The sequence below is a fragment of the Cupriavidus sp. PET2-C1 genome (assembly GCF_054515855.1).
In genome coordinates this window covers 928760-946421 of record NZ_CM137260.1, presented here as the reverse complement: position 1 = coordinate 946421, position 17662 = coordinate 928760, and the positions used below count along the sequence as shown (strand labels likewise).

13 protein-coding genes are annotated in these 17662 nt (G+C 61.5%); 2 read left to right on the top strand and 11 right to left on the bottom strand.

The genetic code is table 11. The features are described from left to right. Positions 1 to 20: 20 nt before the first annotated feature. The 10 genes from ACX12D_RS24260 to ACX12D_RS24215 form a co-directional block, all read right to left on the bottom strand. Complete coding sequence (locus tag ACX12D_RS24260; protein ID WP_459376009.1) at positions 21 to 230, bottom strand: PAAR domain-containing protein; 210 nt, start codon at positions 228 to 230, stop codon at positions 21 to 23. Positions 231 to 326: 96 nt separating this feature from the next. Further along, positions 327 to 860 (bottom strand): peptidase associated/transthyretin-like domain-containing protein, encoded by a 534-nt coding sequence (locus ACX12D_RS24255; protein WP_459376008.1) that lies wholly within the window; start codon positions 858 to 860, stop codon positions 327 to 329. A gap of 183 nt (positions 861 to 1043) precedes the next feature. Then, positions 1044 to 1943 carry a tetratricopeptide repeat protein gene (locus tag ACX12D_RS24250; protein WP_459376007.1) on the bottom strand — a complete coding sequence of 300 codons (900 nt, stop codon included), beginning with the start codon at positions 1941 to 1943 and terminating at the stop codon, positions 1044 to 1046. Between the two features lie 145 nt (positions 1944 to 2088). After that, complete coding sequence (locus ACX12D_RS24245; RefSeq protein WP_459376006.1) at positions 2089 to 3060, bottom strand: hypothetical protein; 972 nt, start codon at positions 3058 to 3060, stop codon at positions 2089 to 2091. A 1-nt stretch (position 3061) separates the two neighbouring features. Next, positions 3062 to 5746 (bottom strand): glycoside hydrolase family 19 protein, encoded by a 2685-nt coding sequence (locus ACX12D_RS24240; protein WP_459376005.1) that lies wholly within the window; start codon positions 5744 to 5746, stop codon positions 3062 to 3064. A 7-nt stretch (positions 5747 to 5753) separates the two neighbouring features. Beyond that, positions 5754 to 8078 carry a type VI secretion system Vgr family protein gene (locus tag ACX12D_RS24235; RefSeq protein ID WP_459376003.1) on the bottom strand — a complete coding sequence of 775 codons (2325 nt, stop codon included), beginning with the start codon at positions 8076 to 8078 and terminating at the stop codon, positions 5754 to 5756. An 851-nt stretch (positions 8079 to 8929) separates the two neighbouring features. Beyond that, complete coding sequence (gene shc, locus ACX12D_RS24230; RefSeq protein WP_459376002.1) at positions 8930 to 10984, bottom strand: squalene--hopene cyclase; 2055 nt, start codon at positions 10982 to 10984, stop codon at positions 8930 to 8932. Further along, positions 10981 to 11556 carry a TetR/AcrR family transcriptional regulator gene (locus tag ACX12D_RS24225; protein WP_459376001.1) on the bottom strand — a complete coding sequence of 192 codons (576 nt, stop codon included), beginning with the start codon at positions 11554 to 11556 and terminating at the stop codon, positions 10981 to 10983. The genes shc and ACX12D_RS24225 overlap by 4 nt, the downstream gene beginning before the upstream one ends. A gap of 186 nt (positions 11557 to 11742) precedes the next feature. Next, on the bottom strand, positions 11743 to 12492 hold the full coding sequence (locus tag ACX12D_RS24220) for a substrate-binding domain-containing protein (protein WP_459376508.1): 750 nt from the start codon (positions 12490 to 12492) through the stop codon (positions 11743 to 11745). Positions 12493 to 12744: 252 nt separating this feature from the next. Then, a complete protein-coding gene (locus ACX12D_RS24215) occupies positions 12745 to 13704 on the bottom strand; it encodes a LysR substrate-binding domain-containing protein (RefSeq protein ID WP_459376000.1) in 960 nt (319 codons plus the stop codon). 282 nt (positions 13705 to 13986) lie between these two features. Between ACX12D_RS24215 and ACX12D_RS24210 the strand changes: the two genes are divergently transcribed. After that, positions 13987 to 15195 carry a GGDEF domain-containing protein gene (locus tag ACX12D_RS24210; RefSeq protein ID WP_459375999.1) on the top strand — a complete coding sequence of 403 codons (1209 nt, stop codon included), beginning with the start codon at positions 13987 to 13989 and terminating at the stop codon, positions 15193 to 15195. Positions 15196 to 15214: 19 nt separating this feature from the next. Here the strand turns inward: ACX12D_RS24210 and ACX12D_RS24205 are convergent, their stop codons facing one another. Beyond that, on the bottom strand, positions 15215 to 16252 hold the full coding sequence (locus ACX12D_RS24205) for an AraC family transcriptional regulator (RefSeq protein WP_459375998.1): 1038 nt from the start codon (positions 16250 to 16252) through the stop codon (positions 15215 to 15217). 213 nt (positions 16253 to 16465) lie between these two features. On the opposite strand from ACX12D_RS24205, the gene ACX12D_RS24200 reads away from it, so the two are divergent. Continuing rightward, positions 16466 to 17599: an acyl-CoA dehydrogenase family protein gene (locus tag ACX12D_RS24200; RefSeq protein WP_459375997.1), complete on the top strand. Its 1134-nt coding sequence runs from the start codon at positions 16466 to 16468 to the stop codon at positions 17597 to 17599. The last annotated feature ends 63 nt before the right edge of the window (positions 17600 to 17662 follow it).

The following is a 17662-nucleotide window of genomic DNA, read 5'->3' as shown; positions in this document are numbered from 1 at the left end:
GCAATGAGGATACTGCCGCACTAGGTCCGGTCCCCGTCGCGCGCAAGCGGCACGCCCGCATCGGTCATGCTGGCGCCGCCCTCCACGATCTTGTTGCTGCCGTGAATCGGACACGACACGATATCGCCGATCCGCGCGGCACGTCTGCCCCGGACCTGAATGCGGTCCGATCCCGACAGGATCTTGCCGCCGTGACTCGTATCGTCGTCTTCGTAAGCTAATTCTTTCATAAGTTTAAAAATCTCCTAAAACATGAATTAATTTACTCTTATTAAGAATCCCCGAATCCAACCTAGCCCGCTCTAAATTTACGCACTACAAATCACTTACCTCATCCGCCTGATGAAATTCTTGACATCGAGAGCCGTCTTCAGTCGAAAAGTGGAAACTTGGTGCTCAACATAGCCCTCCACACCCGTCATCTCGCTATTCTCAACAATACTTTTATTCTCTGATAAAGAACCGCTTGAATCACTTTCGTATGAATATACCTGATAAAGGTCTCCATATGTTCCCATCCCACTGTGTCTCAACTCCCAGCGGACAATAACAAATAGATTCACTCTCCCTTTTATTCTCCCAAAAAAAAGAGAGTCAACCTGAGGTGCCGCCCCCTCGATTGAATATTTTGCAACCAGCTCTTCCCGGCAGAGACCGTTTTCAGATTTATATAACACCAAATTTACAGGGTACTCATCATCCCCTGCCTCAACTGCAACTAGCGCACCCTTTTTGATCTGCGCGGCAGAGAACACTCCCTGAGCAGGAGACACCACCGGACACGGAACATGTCTGCCCTCTGCATTCGCAAGAGATAAAAACAAGGAAATTTTAAAAATCAATAGATATTTAAAAATCATTTTCGATCATATAAATATTATCCGCCGCTATTACGATCAACTCAGCCATCTATGCAATCTATCGGCGCGAATTTCTTGATACCCCTCAGTGCTCGGTGACTGATCGGCTGATAATCTCCTGGATCGCAGGAGGAGAATAGAAAAACAGCCGCACCCAGTTAAATTGAAAGCGATATATAATTCCTACTTCATTCGATCAATAACCCTTTCCGGCACCATTCCTTTCATATTCCCAGATATCATAGCGCGATAATATTGGCCATATAAAATAGACGCTCGATCGCCAACACCAATATTCCAATAAGCATCTGCCAAATTCAATTTAGCAACTATTCGCCTTGGAAATTTCTGGACTATCGAATTCAGCAGTGGAATGGCATCATCTGATCTTCCGCTCTCAACAAAAAAGTATGCAATGTCATTTAGGATGACAACATTTTCGACGCTAACGTGCTCAGAAAATTCAGATGCGTCGTAGGACGTGATTGAAAGAATATATTGACTCAGCTTTTCCTTATTTCGACTTGCCAGTCGAAATTCCATGAGGCTTCTCTCGATTGCCCTCACAACATCTGCACTGGATTCATAGTCATAAGGCCCCGTTGATCCGATGGTTGAGCAGCCAGTTATTCGAGATACTCTCTCTGACGGCGCAAATTTTCCTGATGTAACATCCGCTCGCTCTCCGGTGATCTCTCTAATTACGCACCAATTTGAGTAGTCACTCTTCCATTCATACACATATCGGTACACCTGCCCTCCTTGACTTAGGCAGCTTCCATCAATTGCTATTTGTCGAGTACGCGGGATCCTATAGATCGCCATTGAACTGCACTCGTCAAATTTATCCACAGAATATAAAATCGTTTTCCCGAGTGATGGCGAATAATATTCCACCGAAATACCTTTTGAGATATCTCGAAAAGAAAATCTTCCCGTTATATCATCGCCCTCGAACTCGCCTGATAAATCCAATTTTTCCGCAACGGCCATAGCTGGCGCAAAAAATCCGAGTGCTGCAATGAAGAGCACAGAAACAACGGTTTCAATATAATTAAGACCCCGCCTCAACTCAACACCCATGAATCGCATAATATTTTCAACACACTCTCCATGAAGAACTTAACTACCCCAACATATTGAGCAAGAAGGCAGACCCTAAATTTACATCAGACAATCGCCCACATAAATACTCGGATTTACTCAACGCAACCAAAGATCCGGATAATCACTCTACAGACGAGTCCTTAATCCATTTACGGATCGCTACCTTATTCTTGCCTTTGTACTCGACATACACCCACCCCGGCGAACCTGGACTTATTATCTTTATCTCATCCCCCTTGATCAGGTACATTCGTGTTCTAGCTTGATCTTCTGGACCATCATATAGCCATGATTTCTCCGCTGTAACTCTATCAACACCATAATTCTGGCTGGCACCGATAGTCGATTTTTTCCGGAGGAACTTAGCGTCAAGACCTCTTCCCTCAATCTCGAGTTGCCGAGCGACTAAAAGATACGCCTCCCTGTTTTTGGCCGATGGTGGATCACAAGCCAATATATTGCTTAAACCAAAACTTCGGACGACCACATCATTTATTTTTGGTTCGAAGTTCCATTCTATTGACTTTGCGAAATTTTCCGATTTTACGAAAGATCTCCATATATCTTCGGCATTAAAAGATGTCCACTTAAACATAGTATCCGTACGATCATCTACCCCATATCGCCAAAGATCTTTCTTTCCCTCCCAGTGGCCGCCGCAGACCTCTCCTGTATTATTGCTCAAAATACAACCTGATTCAGTGAAAATAACCGGGCAATATGCTCTGCTGTGGATGTTTTTCCCCACCTCCGCAGGGCCGTCGCCCACCACCCCTGTGTTGATAGTCGAGAGAAAGACATACTTCCGGCTAGGCGACACGCTGGAATAAAATGCGCCAGAAAAAATTGTGCCTCCTCTGGAGGTCAACCTCTCAGAGGGCAGCAGTTCCACAATCTCTCCACTCGGCTTGATCAATCTGGCGCGCTTCCATCCCGCTCCATAGGTATCCTTATCCCAACCCTGAAGGGGATCGGAAAATTCGATTCGAGATTGCCTATTTATCTGCAAGACGTCGTCACCCGCCATTGCATGCGATGCAAATAGGGCTGTGAGGGATGTTATCGCCACCAGATTTTTTATGCGCGCAGTCATATCAGCCGATCCTGTTTCTCAAAGCCACATAGCGTGGTGAAGCAACGCCGGTCGCCATCTCGCGATGATGACCATAATGTTCAACAATCTTCATCTCATGCGCCGATCTTTGCGCACCCCATTCGGCTGGATTTCTTGAGACATTTGGATGATTTGCAAAAAATCGATCCAGTGATCTTCCGATATCTCGCTCAACATAGTAAGGGCGATTCACGTGGTGATCGAGTGCCGTAGCCCGCCCAAGATCCGATTGAAAGTAGCTAGCAATGCTATATTGATAGCCGTTCGGCCGAAATGGCAAAATTCTGTCTCGGAGGCGGACCAGAAAATCCATAACCTGCCTGCGTTCGAACCGGGGATCCGAGATGGCATGTACGATCGACGCCAATGGAATATTATCAATTTTCTTGCCAAAGTTTTGTGCCGAACACCCTTTTCGAATAATATCCATCAAATCGCCGCTAGTTTTCGGCTGACCTTCTGTCAAAGAATGGTGCGTATAATACATGCGAGCAGAATTTCCGCTTCTCTCAACACTCCACCCGCACTTCTCGAACAATTCCCGATAAGCGGCGTTATCATCTTCACGAAACTTTAAAACCTGAATCGGAAACTCTCCTTCGCCAGTGGGATTGATGGTCTTTTGCATGGCACCTGCCGTAAGTACTTCACTGTCATAGGATTGTACGGCGTCCAGATTTCCCTCATTGGGTGACATTGCAACCAATATTCTCCGCTCACTAGCCGTTATTTCACCGCTGTCTGCCAGCTCCACCAGCACGGATGATTTTTCCAACGGTTTATTTCCCCAATATACCGGTCCGTAACTAGAACTCCATTTTGTTACGGAAAATCTGTTCACATAGCAACAACCACATTTACAATCCTCCGCACTCATAAAATTCCCAATCATCCCAATCGGATGAATATGAAACACCTGCGGAGCCGGAAGAGCAGGGAAATCTTCCTTCACAGCCTCCCACCAGGCCAGCGCCTGGATGCGCTTGCGTTCGGCCTCATGAGCCTCATCCGGCCCGACCTTTTTCTCGATCTCGGTAATGAGCTGCTTCCACTTATCCGGATTCGCCCATTCGCTCTCATGCTTGACAATGAGCCGTGAAGCCCGCATTGCCGCCCATGCGTCCTGGGAGGCAACGCAAAGGTCGTTCGCCGCCTGGCTGCCATCGCCTGTCGCATATAGCTGCCGACAAACGGCTTGCATCAGCGGGTTGAGTTTGTCGATGGTGCCGGCGTTCGGGACGTCTGCGCCAATCGAGTAGTCGACGTACGCCTGCGTCGAGGCAAAGATGGTGTGGGTGGAATCGTGCGGGTCATGCAGGATCTCGAAGTCCACCCACTTCTGCGCGAACTCGCGCGAGATCCGCCCTCCCGCGAAGTTTTGCTCGCGTACCCAGCCGGTGATGTCCTGGCGGCGTACGTCCGCGCTGTCAACCTTCCACCAGCGCATCTTCTCGCCGTCACTGCCCGCGCTGGTCTCGGTGTGTGGCTTCTCGGTACGCTGGCCGAGTTCCGCCAGCGTATACGCCCGCACAACATCGGTCAGAGGCGCATCCTGGCCTTGCTGGTTCGGGTTCTTGTAGAGCGTCGTCCGCCGGTCGATCCGTAGGATCGTGGGGTCAGCTGGCAGCCCCAATTGCTCCCACGCTTTCGGCTTTGCGCCATGTTCAGTCACCCATGCGCGGCTCGTCTCGATAAACGACTGGATGCTGTCGTCGCAGAACATCTCGAGATGGACCATGTTGGCGAGGACCTGTTCGCTGAGCGAATCGAACCGTCCGATGTGGCCGATGAGATCGCCCGCGTTGATTGGAACTGGTTCGGGTGGTACGACCACGCGATCCAGCGAGGTATCAGGCATGACGGTCTCGACGACGTAAGCCCCGTTCTCTTTGCCGAGATAGATCCACCGCTTTTCCGCAGCGTCCGGCGCGACATACCCGCCTACTTTCGGCGGGACCATGGCCGACACATGCACGGAATCGATCTGGCCCCAGTTCCCGTCCCGCTTCAGAAGACTGAACTGCGCCCCACGAGGCAGAATGCCAAGGATCGTTCCTCCTGGCTTGGAGGTGCGGACGCGCAATCCGGTTTGCTCGGCGGGAGCGCCCACCCCGCTCGCACTGGCATCGGGCTTGTCGCTGGCGGCATCCGTGACCCGGAGCCACGTTGTCCAGTACGAAGGACGCGGCGATGCCTTGTCCGCTTCGTAACTGGCGAAATCCTGCAGATGCATGTACAGGCTGAAGAAAGTCAGCGTGTTGTCCTTCGGAAACTCCATCACGTGGCGCACCAGCGCGAAACCCGTGCTGGATTGGGCGCTGAATGCTGCCTTGCCAGCCCGCTCCGGGATTTCGCTGGGCAGGTAGGTCTGGTTGACGCGCCAGGCAACCACCTCTCCGTCGGCCATGCAGCGCACGCCATGCTTGAGGTCGAGTGACGCACCGGCGCCTGCGTCGGTGATGTGGATGCCTCCATGCCACATCCCCTTCCGGCTGACGGCGTAGGCGCCACCTGGCTCTTTGCGCAGCAGCCGGTGAAATTCGTGCTGGTCGGTAAAGTCGGCCGAAGGCTTGCCGGGGGTTTCGGGGCCCTTGCGGAACGGGTATGCAAAGCTCAGTTTCTTCACCGGCGTCTTGGCCGGCTGCTGCGGTGTCGTCGTTGCCATGGCCTGTTTATTCGGAGAACCCGAACTTCATGTTGCGCTTCACGTCTTGCAGCGGGGCGGCCTCCCAGGCGGGGAAGGCAAAGCTGCCGCCGGCGGGGTCATCGGTACGCAAGTTGCCCTTGACGTTGATCTCCCCGCTGGGGCTGGCAAGTTCGATCTTCCCGTTGGCAATCCGGATGTATGCGCCCGCACCATCGCCGAGGGTGATGCCCTTCGAGGCGGTAATCATGACCTCGCCAGTCGAGGAACTGACGACAACATTCTTGAGTGCCATCAACTCCAGCGCATCGCCTTGGGCTTGTATTTGCACCTTGCCCTTTGCAGCGAAGATCCGGATACCCAGCTTCGCCGCGAACAGGGAGATGGCCTCGCCGGCCGCGGCGGTGATGCGCTTCATTACCCCGATGTCCAGGCCACCGCCAGCTGTCATGAAGATTTGCTTGCTCGCTGCGAGCTGCATGTCCCGCCCACTGGCAATGCCTATACCTTTCGGAGCGCTGGCGAGGATCGCAGGCGCCTTGAGTTGCGTCAGCGTCTGCTCGATCAAGGCGCGCTGCTGGTCGATCTCCGCAAGCCACGCTTTGGCGGCGTTTGCGGAATCGTTGAGGCTGCGCATCATGTCCATGGCTTGCCGCAGCGTATCTGCGGCATCTGACATGGCGAGTTGCTCTCCACCCGCTTTCGGCTGGCCATCCGCCGAAATGAACAGCCCCTTGCCACCCCGGATCGCACCCCAGGCGTCGGTGCGCAGTTCGAAGCCTTCACCGCGCTTCTGGCGTTTGGCAGTGGGCATATGCCCCAGGGTCAGCTGGCTTTTGCCCGAATGCTCGGTGGAGATCTGTACGTGTTCCTCGTCCTTCCAGTCTTCAAGGTCGACCAGGTTGCCGCTCTGCGTCTGGATGAGATTGCGCGACAGCAAGCGGTCCCGCGTGGTGATCAGGTCCTCTTGCCGGCTGTTGTGCAGCGCGTGCGCGATATAGGGCTTGTTCGGGTTGCCGTCGCGAAAGGCAATGGCGACTTCGGTGCCCTCGATGAGCGGGAAGTGCATCCCGGTTTGCAGGCCGCCGGCATACTGTCTTGCCAGGCGTATGGCCGCGCTTTCCATGCCCTTCGGCCATGGCTCGAAATCGAAATCGAAGCGGACGACGTAGTGGCCCGCTTTTGTCAGGTACGCGTATTTGTATTGGCCGGGCGAGGTGATGCGCGCGCTCAGCGTGCCCTGGATTTTCGGCCAGTTCTCCTCGTCCAACGGCAGGCGAAAGCGCCGGTCCGACGGGATGGCCTTGTAGGTGTTGCGGTAAGCGGCATCACGCCCGCCGGTATGGATGACTTCGGTGATGACCTGGCCGTTGGGGGCTTCGGCCAATGGCTCGTCCAGGCGCAGGATGCGCCCGGAGTGCAGTTTGATCACGTTGCTCTCGCCCGCATAGACAAGCTGGCCGGCCAGCAGGGCCTCGTGGCGCAGCTGCGCCTCCCACTTCGCCTCGGCCTTGTCCAGATGATGCGTGCCGTAGATATACTGCTGGCCGTACGTTGTCTTGTCCTTGCGCGCGACGTTGGCCTCGCCCTTGATGGGTTCCCACGCCTGATCCGGGTTGTAGTCGGCGACCAGGACCGATTCGGGCACGGTCTTCGCATGCACCTGGATGTCGGATACCGCCTCGATGCCGGCTTCCAGGCCGGCGGTCTCGCGATATGGCACGCGCAGTTCGGGCTGGTAGACGTAGTGGTCGATGTCGTCGCCGAAGACGATCATCTCGCCGAACTTGCCCGGGATGAAGTAGCAATACAGCCCTTCCTGGCGCATCAGCAACTGGACATACTCCCAGTCCGATAGCTGGTACTGGAAGCGGAATTTGTGCTGGGTGTACTCGCGGCGCAGCTTGAGGGCAAACTGGTGGCCCTGGAGACCGTGCCGGCGCAGGATGGCCTCGATGATCTGGGGGGCCGTCTTGTTCTGGTAGATGCACGTGGTCCGCACAAGTTCGAGCCGCGCGGCCAGTGGCCTGAGCACGATTTCGTAGGCAAAGAAATCGCGCGTGCGTTTCGTGCGCGAGAACGCCGATATCCACCCCGCGAACCGGCGCGGTTCGCTGCCGTCGCCGGGGTCGATCACGAAGGTCGCGTCACAATTGAGGTATTCGGCCCGGTCGAGTTCCAGCGGGTGGGTTAGCCGGATCGTGACGGTGTAGAGGTCTCCCAATCGCTCGACCGCCTCGAACGACACCACCGACAGCTCCGCCGCGCTGGCCGCGCGAGGCACGTCCAGATGGTAGGCCTGGTGCCTGGGCATCCCTGCGCCGTATGTCTCGAATTCATCGATCACGCCCATGTCTTCTCCGTTGTCACGCCTGCCGCTTCGCGGCACGTTTCGTGGCGGATTGGTTGCGCACGCCGGGAACGACAGGTGACTCGATGCTTGGCATCGCAGCGCACTACGCAACCACGTCTATTCGAAGTGCGGGCTGCAAAACGCTGTGCGCTTGGCGCTCCGGCCCGATTCGGTAGACATGCTACTGGGGGAGTGCGGAAATGATCAATCGGACGTGTCCTATTTTTTTAAGAAATTTAAAGAAAATTTCCTGTTATGGATCACGGTTTAGTCGCAATGCCAACGATGGAAGGTGGGGCTGCAGGCCGGCGTTCTCGGCATGACGTCGCCTTCGCAAGACGATTTTCTGGTAGCGTGCGCGCGGCCGGAGAGTCCGAAGAGGTGGAATCTGGTGGGCTACGGCAGTATGGCGGCAGCCCGCGAAGCGATGATGGAATAGCGGTGGCTATTTGAGAATCGGAATGCAAAAAATTCTGGGAAATTTCGCAATGAATATTCGGAAATTTCCTAATATTTGATGAGCCTCGCCCGCGGCGGACCGCCCTATTGATCGTGGATCAAGCGATGGTGGCAGCCGCAGTGCCTGTTCCATTTTCGTCGTTGCTGCCCACCAGCGGGCGCATCGGTTCGACGATGCGCGAGGCCCGGGAGACCTCACCTCAAGCTCCTGCGCGCGGCGGCTCAACGTCGTCTAGCTGGGCATTGGAGACTGGGGACTGGCAAGTCGGGAAATACGAGCACGCGCCTCGCCGGTTGTGACCGTATGGAGCGCCCCCTGCGGGCGGGCCAAACCAGCCCGCGATGCGAAGCGGGCCGCGCGGCGTACCTGAGCGTACCGGCCGCCTCGACGCCTACTTCGCCTGCGGGCGCCTTGCCAGCTGACGGTAGCGCGTCAGCGCCCATAGCGGGAAGTAGGCGGTGTAGCCGTGGTACTTCAGGTAGTAGATGCGGGGGAAGCCCGGCGCATTGTGCGACGGATGCTGCCAGAGGCCGCTGCCAGCCTGGCAGTCCAGCAGGTAGGCGATGCCCCTGCGCACCGCGGGCGTATCCACCTCGCCCACGGCGAAGAGGGCCAGCAGCGCCCAGGCGGTGCAGTTGGGCGTGCTCTCGCCTTCATTGGTGCCGGCCAGCGAGTCATCGAAGTAGCTATCGTTGGTCTCGCCCCATCCGCCGTCAGCGTGCTGGCAGCGTAGGAGCCAGTCGACTGCCTTGCGGATATAGGGCTGGCGCACGTCCTCGCCCACCAGCGCCAGGCCCGCCAGCACACTCCAGGTGCCATAGATATAGTTGCTGCCCCAGCGTCCCCACCAGGCGCCGTCGGCGCGCTGCGCGCGGCGCAGGTAGGCCACGCAGCGCTCGACGGCGGCGGCGTGGGCCTCGCGGTTTCCGCTCAGGCCGATGCATAGCAGCACACGCCCGGAAACGTCCTCGGTAGGCGGATCCAGCAGGGCGCCATGGTCGGCGAAGGGAATGCGGTTCAGGTACTCGCGATCGCAATTGGCATCGAAGGCGCCAAAGCCGCCGTTGCGCGATTGCAGGCCCACCATCCATTTCACGGCGCTCGCGACCGCGTCCTGGTAGCGCTCGGGCTGGCCGATTCGGCGCGCTTGCACGGCCAGCATGGCCGCTACCACGGCACTGTCGTCGATGTCCGGGTAATAGGCATTGGCGTACTGGAACGCCCAACCGCCGGGCTGCACCGACGCCGGCACGTGCTTGCCCCAATCGCCGCGCAAGTCTCGCACCTGCCGCGCTTCCAGCCAGTCGTAGGCGCGCTGCACCGCCTGCTGTGTGCGCGCGTCGGTGCCGGCGTGCTGCAAGGCCATGATGCTCCAGGCGGTATCCCACACCGGTGACAGACAGGGCTGGCAATAGGCCGAGCCATCGGCGCGGCGCACCACGAGCTTGCGGATCGCGGCCAGGCAGGTAGCGCGCGCCGGATCGGTCTTCGGCACGCCAAGCAGCGTCATCATCTCGTACCAGTACACCATCGGCGGAAAGATACCGCCCAGGCCATCTTCGCCGTTCATCCGCTCCACGCACCAGGCTTGCGCCCGGGCGATGGCGCGCCGGCGCACCACGGCGGGAATCAGCGGCTCGATCGCGCGTGCCAGCTTGTCTGCCACCAGGAAGGCCTTGCGCATCAGGCCCTCGCGGGAGAAATAGTGCCGCTCGCGCTCGGGCGGCGTGACGAACAGCTCGCTGACCCCGACACCGTGCGGATTGGCGGCCTTGGCCCGCAACGAGCACAGCACCGTCAGCGGCACCAGCGTGGAGCGCGCCCAGTAGGCCATCTTGTCCAGATGCACCGGCGCCCAGCGTGGGAACAGGATGAGCTCGACCGGCACGAAGGGCGTGGCGCGCCAAGGCACCTGCCCGAACGTGGCCAGGAGGATACGAGTGAAAACATTGGCCTTGGCGGCCCCGCCCTGCGCCAGGATGGCGCGGCGGGCCTGGGCCATGTGCGGGGCATCAGGATCGTCGCCTGCCGCCTTCAGCGCGAAGTAGGCCTTGACGCTGCATGACACATCGAGCGCGCCGCCGTGGTACTGGTCCCAGCCACCATGTCGGTCTTGCCTCTGGAGGCTTCGCAGGTAGACCGCCATCTCCGCCTGCAAGTCGGCATCGATTTCGTCCACGAAGTGCATCATCAGGATGTACTCCGCGGTAATGGTGGCATCCGATTCCAGCTCGAAGCACCAGTGGCCGTCGCGCTGCTGGTGGCTCAGCAGAGCCTCGCGGGCAGTGTCGATGGCCCGGTGCAGATCTGCGTCGGCGCCCGCTGTGGCGGGTGTGTCGTGCACGGGCGCGCCGGCGTCCTGCCCGGGGCTAAGTCGAGCGCTTGGCCGGGTATTCAGTTGGGTATTCAGGGAGGTACTCAATTGAGCGTTAGATCGTGCGTTCATGACGGCTGGCACCGCGTCATCTGGTCCAGCTGGCGCAGGACCTCGGCCCTCAGCCCGGGTTCCATCGACTGGCTGCCCAGCAGGTCGGCGAGCCACAGCCCGTCAGCAGCCAGGCGGCAAATCATCAGCCTCGCCGCTTCTGCCGCGGGCAGCGGATCGGGCCTTGCGATCTCGGCGATGCGTGGTGCCCAGCGATCGCGCGTATCGGCATCGGTCAGCATCAGCGCCAGCAGCAGATGCAGATAGCTGGCGGCGTCCTCTTTCCGCTCTTCCTGCAACGTCGCCCGCATATAGGCCCGCGCCGCACGGCCCTCCGCCTGCGTGTCGCCGGCGATCGACGCAGCCACATCGGCATTGAATGTCTCGACCGCATCGTCGAAGAGCGCGTCCAGCAACGCCTGCTTGTTGCGGAAATGATGCTGCAAGCCACCCTTGCTGACGCCGGCACGCGCCGCCACCGCATCCAGCGTCACGGCGCGCAGGCCGGATTCGAGGGCGAGCTGGGCCGCGGCGTGCAATAGCTGCGGGCGCAGCACGTCGGGCTGCTTCTTTCGGCGGTGTGCTTCGGTCATGGACGCGGATCATACCATCCAGACGGATTGTTTTGAATCCGGATGCATGACCCGCCAAGAACCCGTTTCAGAATGAAGTCACCTCGCGCAGGCGCGGACCTGCGCGAGCCGCTTCGCCGCTGCTCCCAATTGCCGGGGCAAGCGCCAGGGCGAACGCGCAACCAGCGCCCGCCCCGCCTCTCACACTCACCGCCCCCGCGTATCCCCCACAACCGGATCCATCCCGCTGCGCTCGATCTCACCCCGCGCCGCGGGCGATGCCAGATAGCGAATCAGCGCGCGCCCGGCCTCCGGATGCTCCGCCCCCACCGGCACGCCGGCGGCAAATGTCGTGATCTTCTGCAAAGGCTCGGGAATCTTGCCAACAAAGCTGGCGCCCTTGACCGGCAGCAGCTCGCTGACCTGCTGCAGCCCGATCTGGTAATCGCCCTGCGCCACCACGCTGCCAACCGGCGTCTTCTCGATCTTGTGGGCTCGGCCCTTGACCTGCGCCTCGATGCCCAGCTTCTTGAACATCTCCGTCTCGACATACACGCCGCTGGCGCTGTCCGAGTAGGCGATGGACTTGGCATCCAGCAGGGTCTTGCGGAATGCATCGACGGTGCTGATATCCGGCATGGGCGCGCCCTCGCGCACTGACAGGCCGATGCGCGAATCGGCCAGGTCGACCCGGCTGTCCGGCAGCACCTTGCCTTGCTTGATCAGGTCATCCAGCGCATAGGCCACCATGATCACCACGTCGGCATGCTCGCCGCGCGCGAGCCGGTTGGGAATGGACTCGGGCGACTTGCCCATCGAGGGGCCCCATGCGGTGGACAGCGTATTGCCAGTGGCCTTCTCGAAGCCCGGGCCAAGCGCCTTGTAGGCCGCGGTGAAGCCGCCTGAATTCATGACCTTGACCTCGTCGGCCAGCGCATTGCCGGCGGCCAGCGCCATGCAGGCCACGCCGGCCAGCAGAAGTGCCAGCCATGGCTGCTTGTGTAGCCGAGGGAAACGGGAAGGGGGAACAAGCTTGCGGGCTGCCTTGACGGGGTACGGCACGGCAATGGTCGGCATGGTCATATGCGCTCTCTGTGGGCATTGAAATGGGAATCGGCCTGCCCGCTTCAGTCTCCGCGGCACAGGCCGACCATTCTATGCAAGCACCGCGCACGGCGATAATGCAATATTTCTTGGCTTTGATCGGTTTTACGCATCAATACCGGTGCCAGTGCCCCCGCCTTGCGCCGATGTGGCCGCGCGCCGGCCGCGCCGTGCCACCGCCTGCCCGACCATGTCGTACAGCGCTTGCGCATGCGCCGGCAGCGTACGCCCACGGCGGCGCAGGATGCCCAGCGTGCGGGACACGGCGGGATCGCGCAGGGGAACCGCGACCAGCGTGGCACGCTCGCCACCGGGCAGCGCCAGGCGCGGCACGGCCGCTACCCCCAGCCCGGCCTCCACCAGCGCCAGCACGCTGCTGACATGGCGCACCTCATAGAAGGCGGCCGGCCGCAGCGGCAGCTCGGCCAGGGCAAGATCCAGCATCAGCCGGTTGCCGCTCGACTTGGCTAACGCTACCAGCGTGTGGGCGCCAAGTTCAGCCCATTTCACCGAGCGGCGCCGGGCCAGCGGATGATCGTGGCGGCAAGCCAGCACGAAAGGATCGCGCAGCAAGGGCTCGAACAGCAGGTCGGCCTCCTGCGTGCCGATGAAGTTCAGGCCAAAGTCCGCCTCGCCGCTGGCCACGCTGTGCAGGACGACGTTGGCGCCTTCGTCCACCATCTTGACGCGGACGTTGGGGAATTGCGCATGAAAACGCGCGATCACCGCCGGCAGGAAGTAATGCGCCGCCGACGGCACGCAGGCAACCGTCACTTCGCCCGAGCGCGTCGCGGCCGCGTCGCCGATGCCCAGCAGGGAAGATTCCACCTCCGCCAGCAGCGCGCGCGCCTTGCCGACAAACTCCCGGCCCACCACGGTCAGGGTGACGCGGCGCGTGGTGCGCTCGAACAGCCGCACGTTGAGCGCCTGCTCCAGTTTGTCGATACGGCGCGACAGGGCCGGCTGCGACAGGCTGAGTGCCTCGGCGGCGGCGCGAAAGCCGCCTTGCTCCACCACGGCCACCATCGCCTGCAGGTCGCCGAGGTCGAATCTGATCGGTTGCATTGTGTTCCAGGCTAGGGCAATGATGAAGGGATCAGGCAGGCATTGATGCGCCCCGCCGATCAAAGCGCTCCGCCCAGCATTCTAGCCGTCCGGCCCCGGCGCGTCCTCTCGCGCCGGCCTCCGGCAGGCGGATGTCCGACACCCCACGTGCGTAGGTGAATGGGGGTAGCGCCGCTGAGGTATTCTCCCGAGCTTTGCCGGCAGGCCCGGCGAGACCACCCGCCTCATCAAGTCTCGTCGCGCCTCATCGCGCCCACCCACTGCACCGGAGGATATTTGCAGATGTCGGACCCGTTCGCCCTGCTCGCCGTTACGACGCTTCTTAGCGTCATGATGCTGGCGATCGTCTGGTCGCTGCGGCGCTGCGGCCAGCCCGGCGTGACGCTGTGGTGGCAGGCCAACCTGACGGCCATGGTCGCGCTGCTGCTGATTACGCTGCGCGACAGGATCCCGGATGTGCTCTCGATCGTGGTGGCCAACGGCGCGCTGGCTTGGGGGCTGGCATTGTTTCATGCAGGCATCGCCCGCTTCTGCGGGCGGCAGCCACCCTGGCGGGCGATGATCGCCGGCACCCTCGCCGTGGTGTCCGGCATCGTGACGTGGCGCTATGTATTCAATGATTTCAATACCCGCGTGGTCATTGTCTCGGCATTCCACGCCACGCTCTGTGCCTGCGCAGGGTACGTGCTGGTGCGCTACCGCCCGCGCGCGCGCCCGGCCAGCCATTACCTGACCACCGCCGGGTTCGCCTTCTTCCTGTCCGCGGCGCATGCCTTGCGGGGCGTGCTGTCCGCGCTCTCGATCATGGACCATCCCGCCACGACGAGCACGCCCGGATTGAATGCCGCCTTCCTGGTGCTCGGCGCGCTGGCCATGCCGGGCCTCACCATGGGCGCCGTGCTGATGATCCACGACGCCATGGTGCGCCAGCTCGAGGCCGTGGCCAACACCGATTTCCTGACCGGCGTGATGTCGCGCAAGGCGTTCGAGAACGAGGCTGCGCGCGAGCTGGCGCGCGCCGGGCGCGGCGGCCCTCCGCCGGTGCTGCTCATCATCGACATCGACCACTTCAAGGCGGTCAACGACACCTTCGGCCATGCCGCCGGCGACGCCGTGCTGGTGGAGTTCGCGCGCCTGGCCGCCGCCAGCCTGCGCGCGCCTGACGGCATCGGCCGCATGGGCGGCGAGGAATTCGTCGTGCTGCTGCCCGCCAGTTCGCTGGAAGAGGCCCGCCCTGCCGCCGAGCGCATCCGCCTGCTGGCCGAAGGTAGCCGAGTCAGCGGCCCCTTTGGCACCGTGCGCTACACGGTGAGCGGCGGCTATGCGCGGTGGCACCCCGGCGAGAGCCTGGCGCAGCTCACCGCGCGCGCCGATACGGCGCTCTACATGGCCAAGCTATCGGGACGCAACCGCATGCTGGCGCATGTGCCCGACCCGGCAGCGGCCAGCGCGCCCGCCGAACTAGCCGCTGTGGCCACTGGCAAGCTTTGACCGAGCCGGAAAGGCGGCCCTAAGCCTGCAACGGCGTGCCCCGGTACGCCCCAGGCCGCAGTCCGGTCCAGCGCCGGAACGCCCGGTGGAACGCACCCGGCTCGGCAAAGCCAAGCTCGGCCGCGATTTCCGCCAGCGGACGGCTGGAATGGCTCAGCGCTTCGATGGCCAGGTCGCGCCGCATCTCATCCTTCAGTTGCTGGTAGGTCCCGCCCTCCTCCATCAGCCGGCGCCGCAGCGACGAGGACGACATATGCACGTCGTGCGCGAGGCGGTCGAAGGTGGGCCACTGCTCCGGCGGCTGCGAGCGCAACTGGCGCCGCACACGCGCCATGATGCTGGTGCGGTCGGTGTATTTCACCACCACGTTGTGCGGTGCGTCGCGCAGGAAGGCCTTGAGGCTGCGCTCGTCCTGGTGCACCGGCTGGTCCAGCCACGCCGCGTCGAACACCAGCGCCGTGGCCGGCTGGCCGAACGCCAGGTGGCGCGAGTACATCAGGCGGTACTCGGCGCTATAGGCCGGCTCCGGATAGCTGAACGCCGCCAGCAGCACGGGCACCCGCCGGCGCAGCAGCCAGCTCATCAGCCCGTGCAGCATGATCAGCATGGTCTCCTGTGCGAACACGCCCGGCGGCTGGCTTGAGGTGGCCGTCAGCACCAGGGCGGCCCGTCCGCGCTTGCCGGCGCCCGGCTCAGCGCCCACGCCTTCGCGCTCCAGCCGCACGCCGATATCGTCCAGCAACAAGCCGAAATAACGCACCACCCTCTCCAGCCCCTGCGCCAGCGTCTTGCTGCTGACAATGGCGTGGCACAGCATGGCAAAGCTGCCGCACTTCATGCGGCGCGAGTCCTGGCCAAAGAATTCATCGTCCAGCGCGGCGGCCACCTCCAGCCACAACGCGCTGTAGCTTGCCGCCGACACGCGCGCCTGCGGCACCGCCAGCAGGGCGGGCACGATGCCCGCCGCCTGCAGCACCGGCTCCGGCGCGATGCCGCGCGCGCGCAAGCCCGCGATGGCGTGATGCACGAAGCAGATGGCGACGCTGTGTTTTTCCATGGAAAGGCAAGGATCTGGAACGGATGGCTTGCTGGTCCGGGCTTGCCGGCAGTGGCAAACGAGTTCAGCAAGGTTGGCGGATTCTGGCATAGGAGCGCCCCGCCTGTCTTCCTACACTTGCTTCCAACACTCCCGCCCAGTGCGGGCCACAAGACCGCCAGCCTCACCAGGATTGCGTGCCCCCGCGCTAATCCCGGCCCAACCCGAGCCGCCATGCACCACGAATTCAGCGAACAGCAAGCCATGATCCGCGACACCGCTCGCACCTTCGCCAGCGAGCGGCTGGCGCCCTGCGCCGCCGAGTGGGACCGTGCCGGCCAGTTGCCGCCCGAGGTGGTGGCGGAGATGGGCGCGCTCGGGCTGCTCGGCATGATCGTGCCCGAGGAATGGGGCGGCACGTATACCGACTACATCGCCTACGCGCTGGCCATCGAGGAAGTCGCCGCCGGCTGCGCTGCCTGCGCCACCCTGATGAGCGTGCACAACTCGGTAGGCTGTGGCCCGATCCTGCACTACGGCACGCAGGCGCAAAAAGAGCGCTACCTGCCGCGCCTGGCCAGCGGCGAGATCATCGGCGCGTTCTGCCTGACCGAGCCGCAGGCCGGCTCGGAAGCGCACAACCTGCGCACCCGGGCGCGCGCCACGGACAATGGCTGGGTGCTGTCCGGCAGCAAGCAGTTCGTCACCAACGGCCAGCGCGCGGGCGTGGCCATCGTGTTTGCCGCCACCGAGCCGGCACAAGGCAAGCGCGGCCTGTCGGCCTTCGTGGTGCCCACCGATACGCCCGGCTTCTCGGTGCACACGCCCGAGCGCAAGATGGGCATCCGCGCCTCCGACACCTGCGCCATCACGCTGGACGACTGCCACGTGCCGCACGATGCGCTGCTCGGCGAACCCGGCGAGGGACTGCGCATTGCCCTGTCGAACCTGGAGGGCGGGCGCATCGGCATTGCCGCGCAGGCACTCGGCATCGCCCGCTCGGCCTTTGAAGCCGCCTGCCGCTACGCCGCCGAGCGCGTGCAGTTTGGCCGCCCGCTGCGCGAGCATGCGCCCATTGCCAACATGCTGGCCGACATGGCCACCGAGCTCAACGCGGCACGCCTGCTGGTGCACCGCGCCGCGCATATGCGCACGGCCGGCCAGCCCTGCCTGTCGGAAGCCTCGCAGGCCAAGCTCTATGCCTCCGAGCTGGCCGAGCGCGTGTGCTCCAAGGCGCTGCAGATCCATGGCGGCTACGGCTACCTGGAAGACTATCCGGTCGAGCGCCATTACCGCGACGCCCGCATCACGCAGATCTACGAAGGCACCAGCGAGATCCAGCGCATGCTGATCGCCCGCACCCTCTGAGCCGGCTGCCCGACGATTTGCCCGACGACTTGCCCGACCACTTTCCTGCCTTGCAGCACCCAC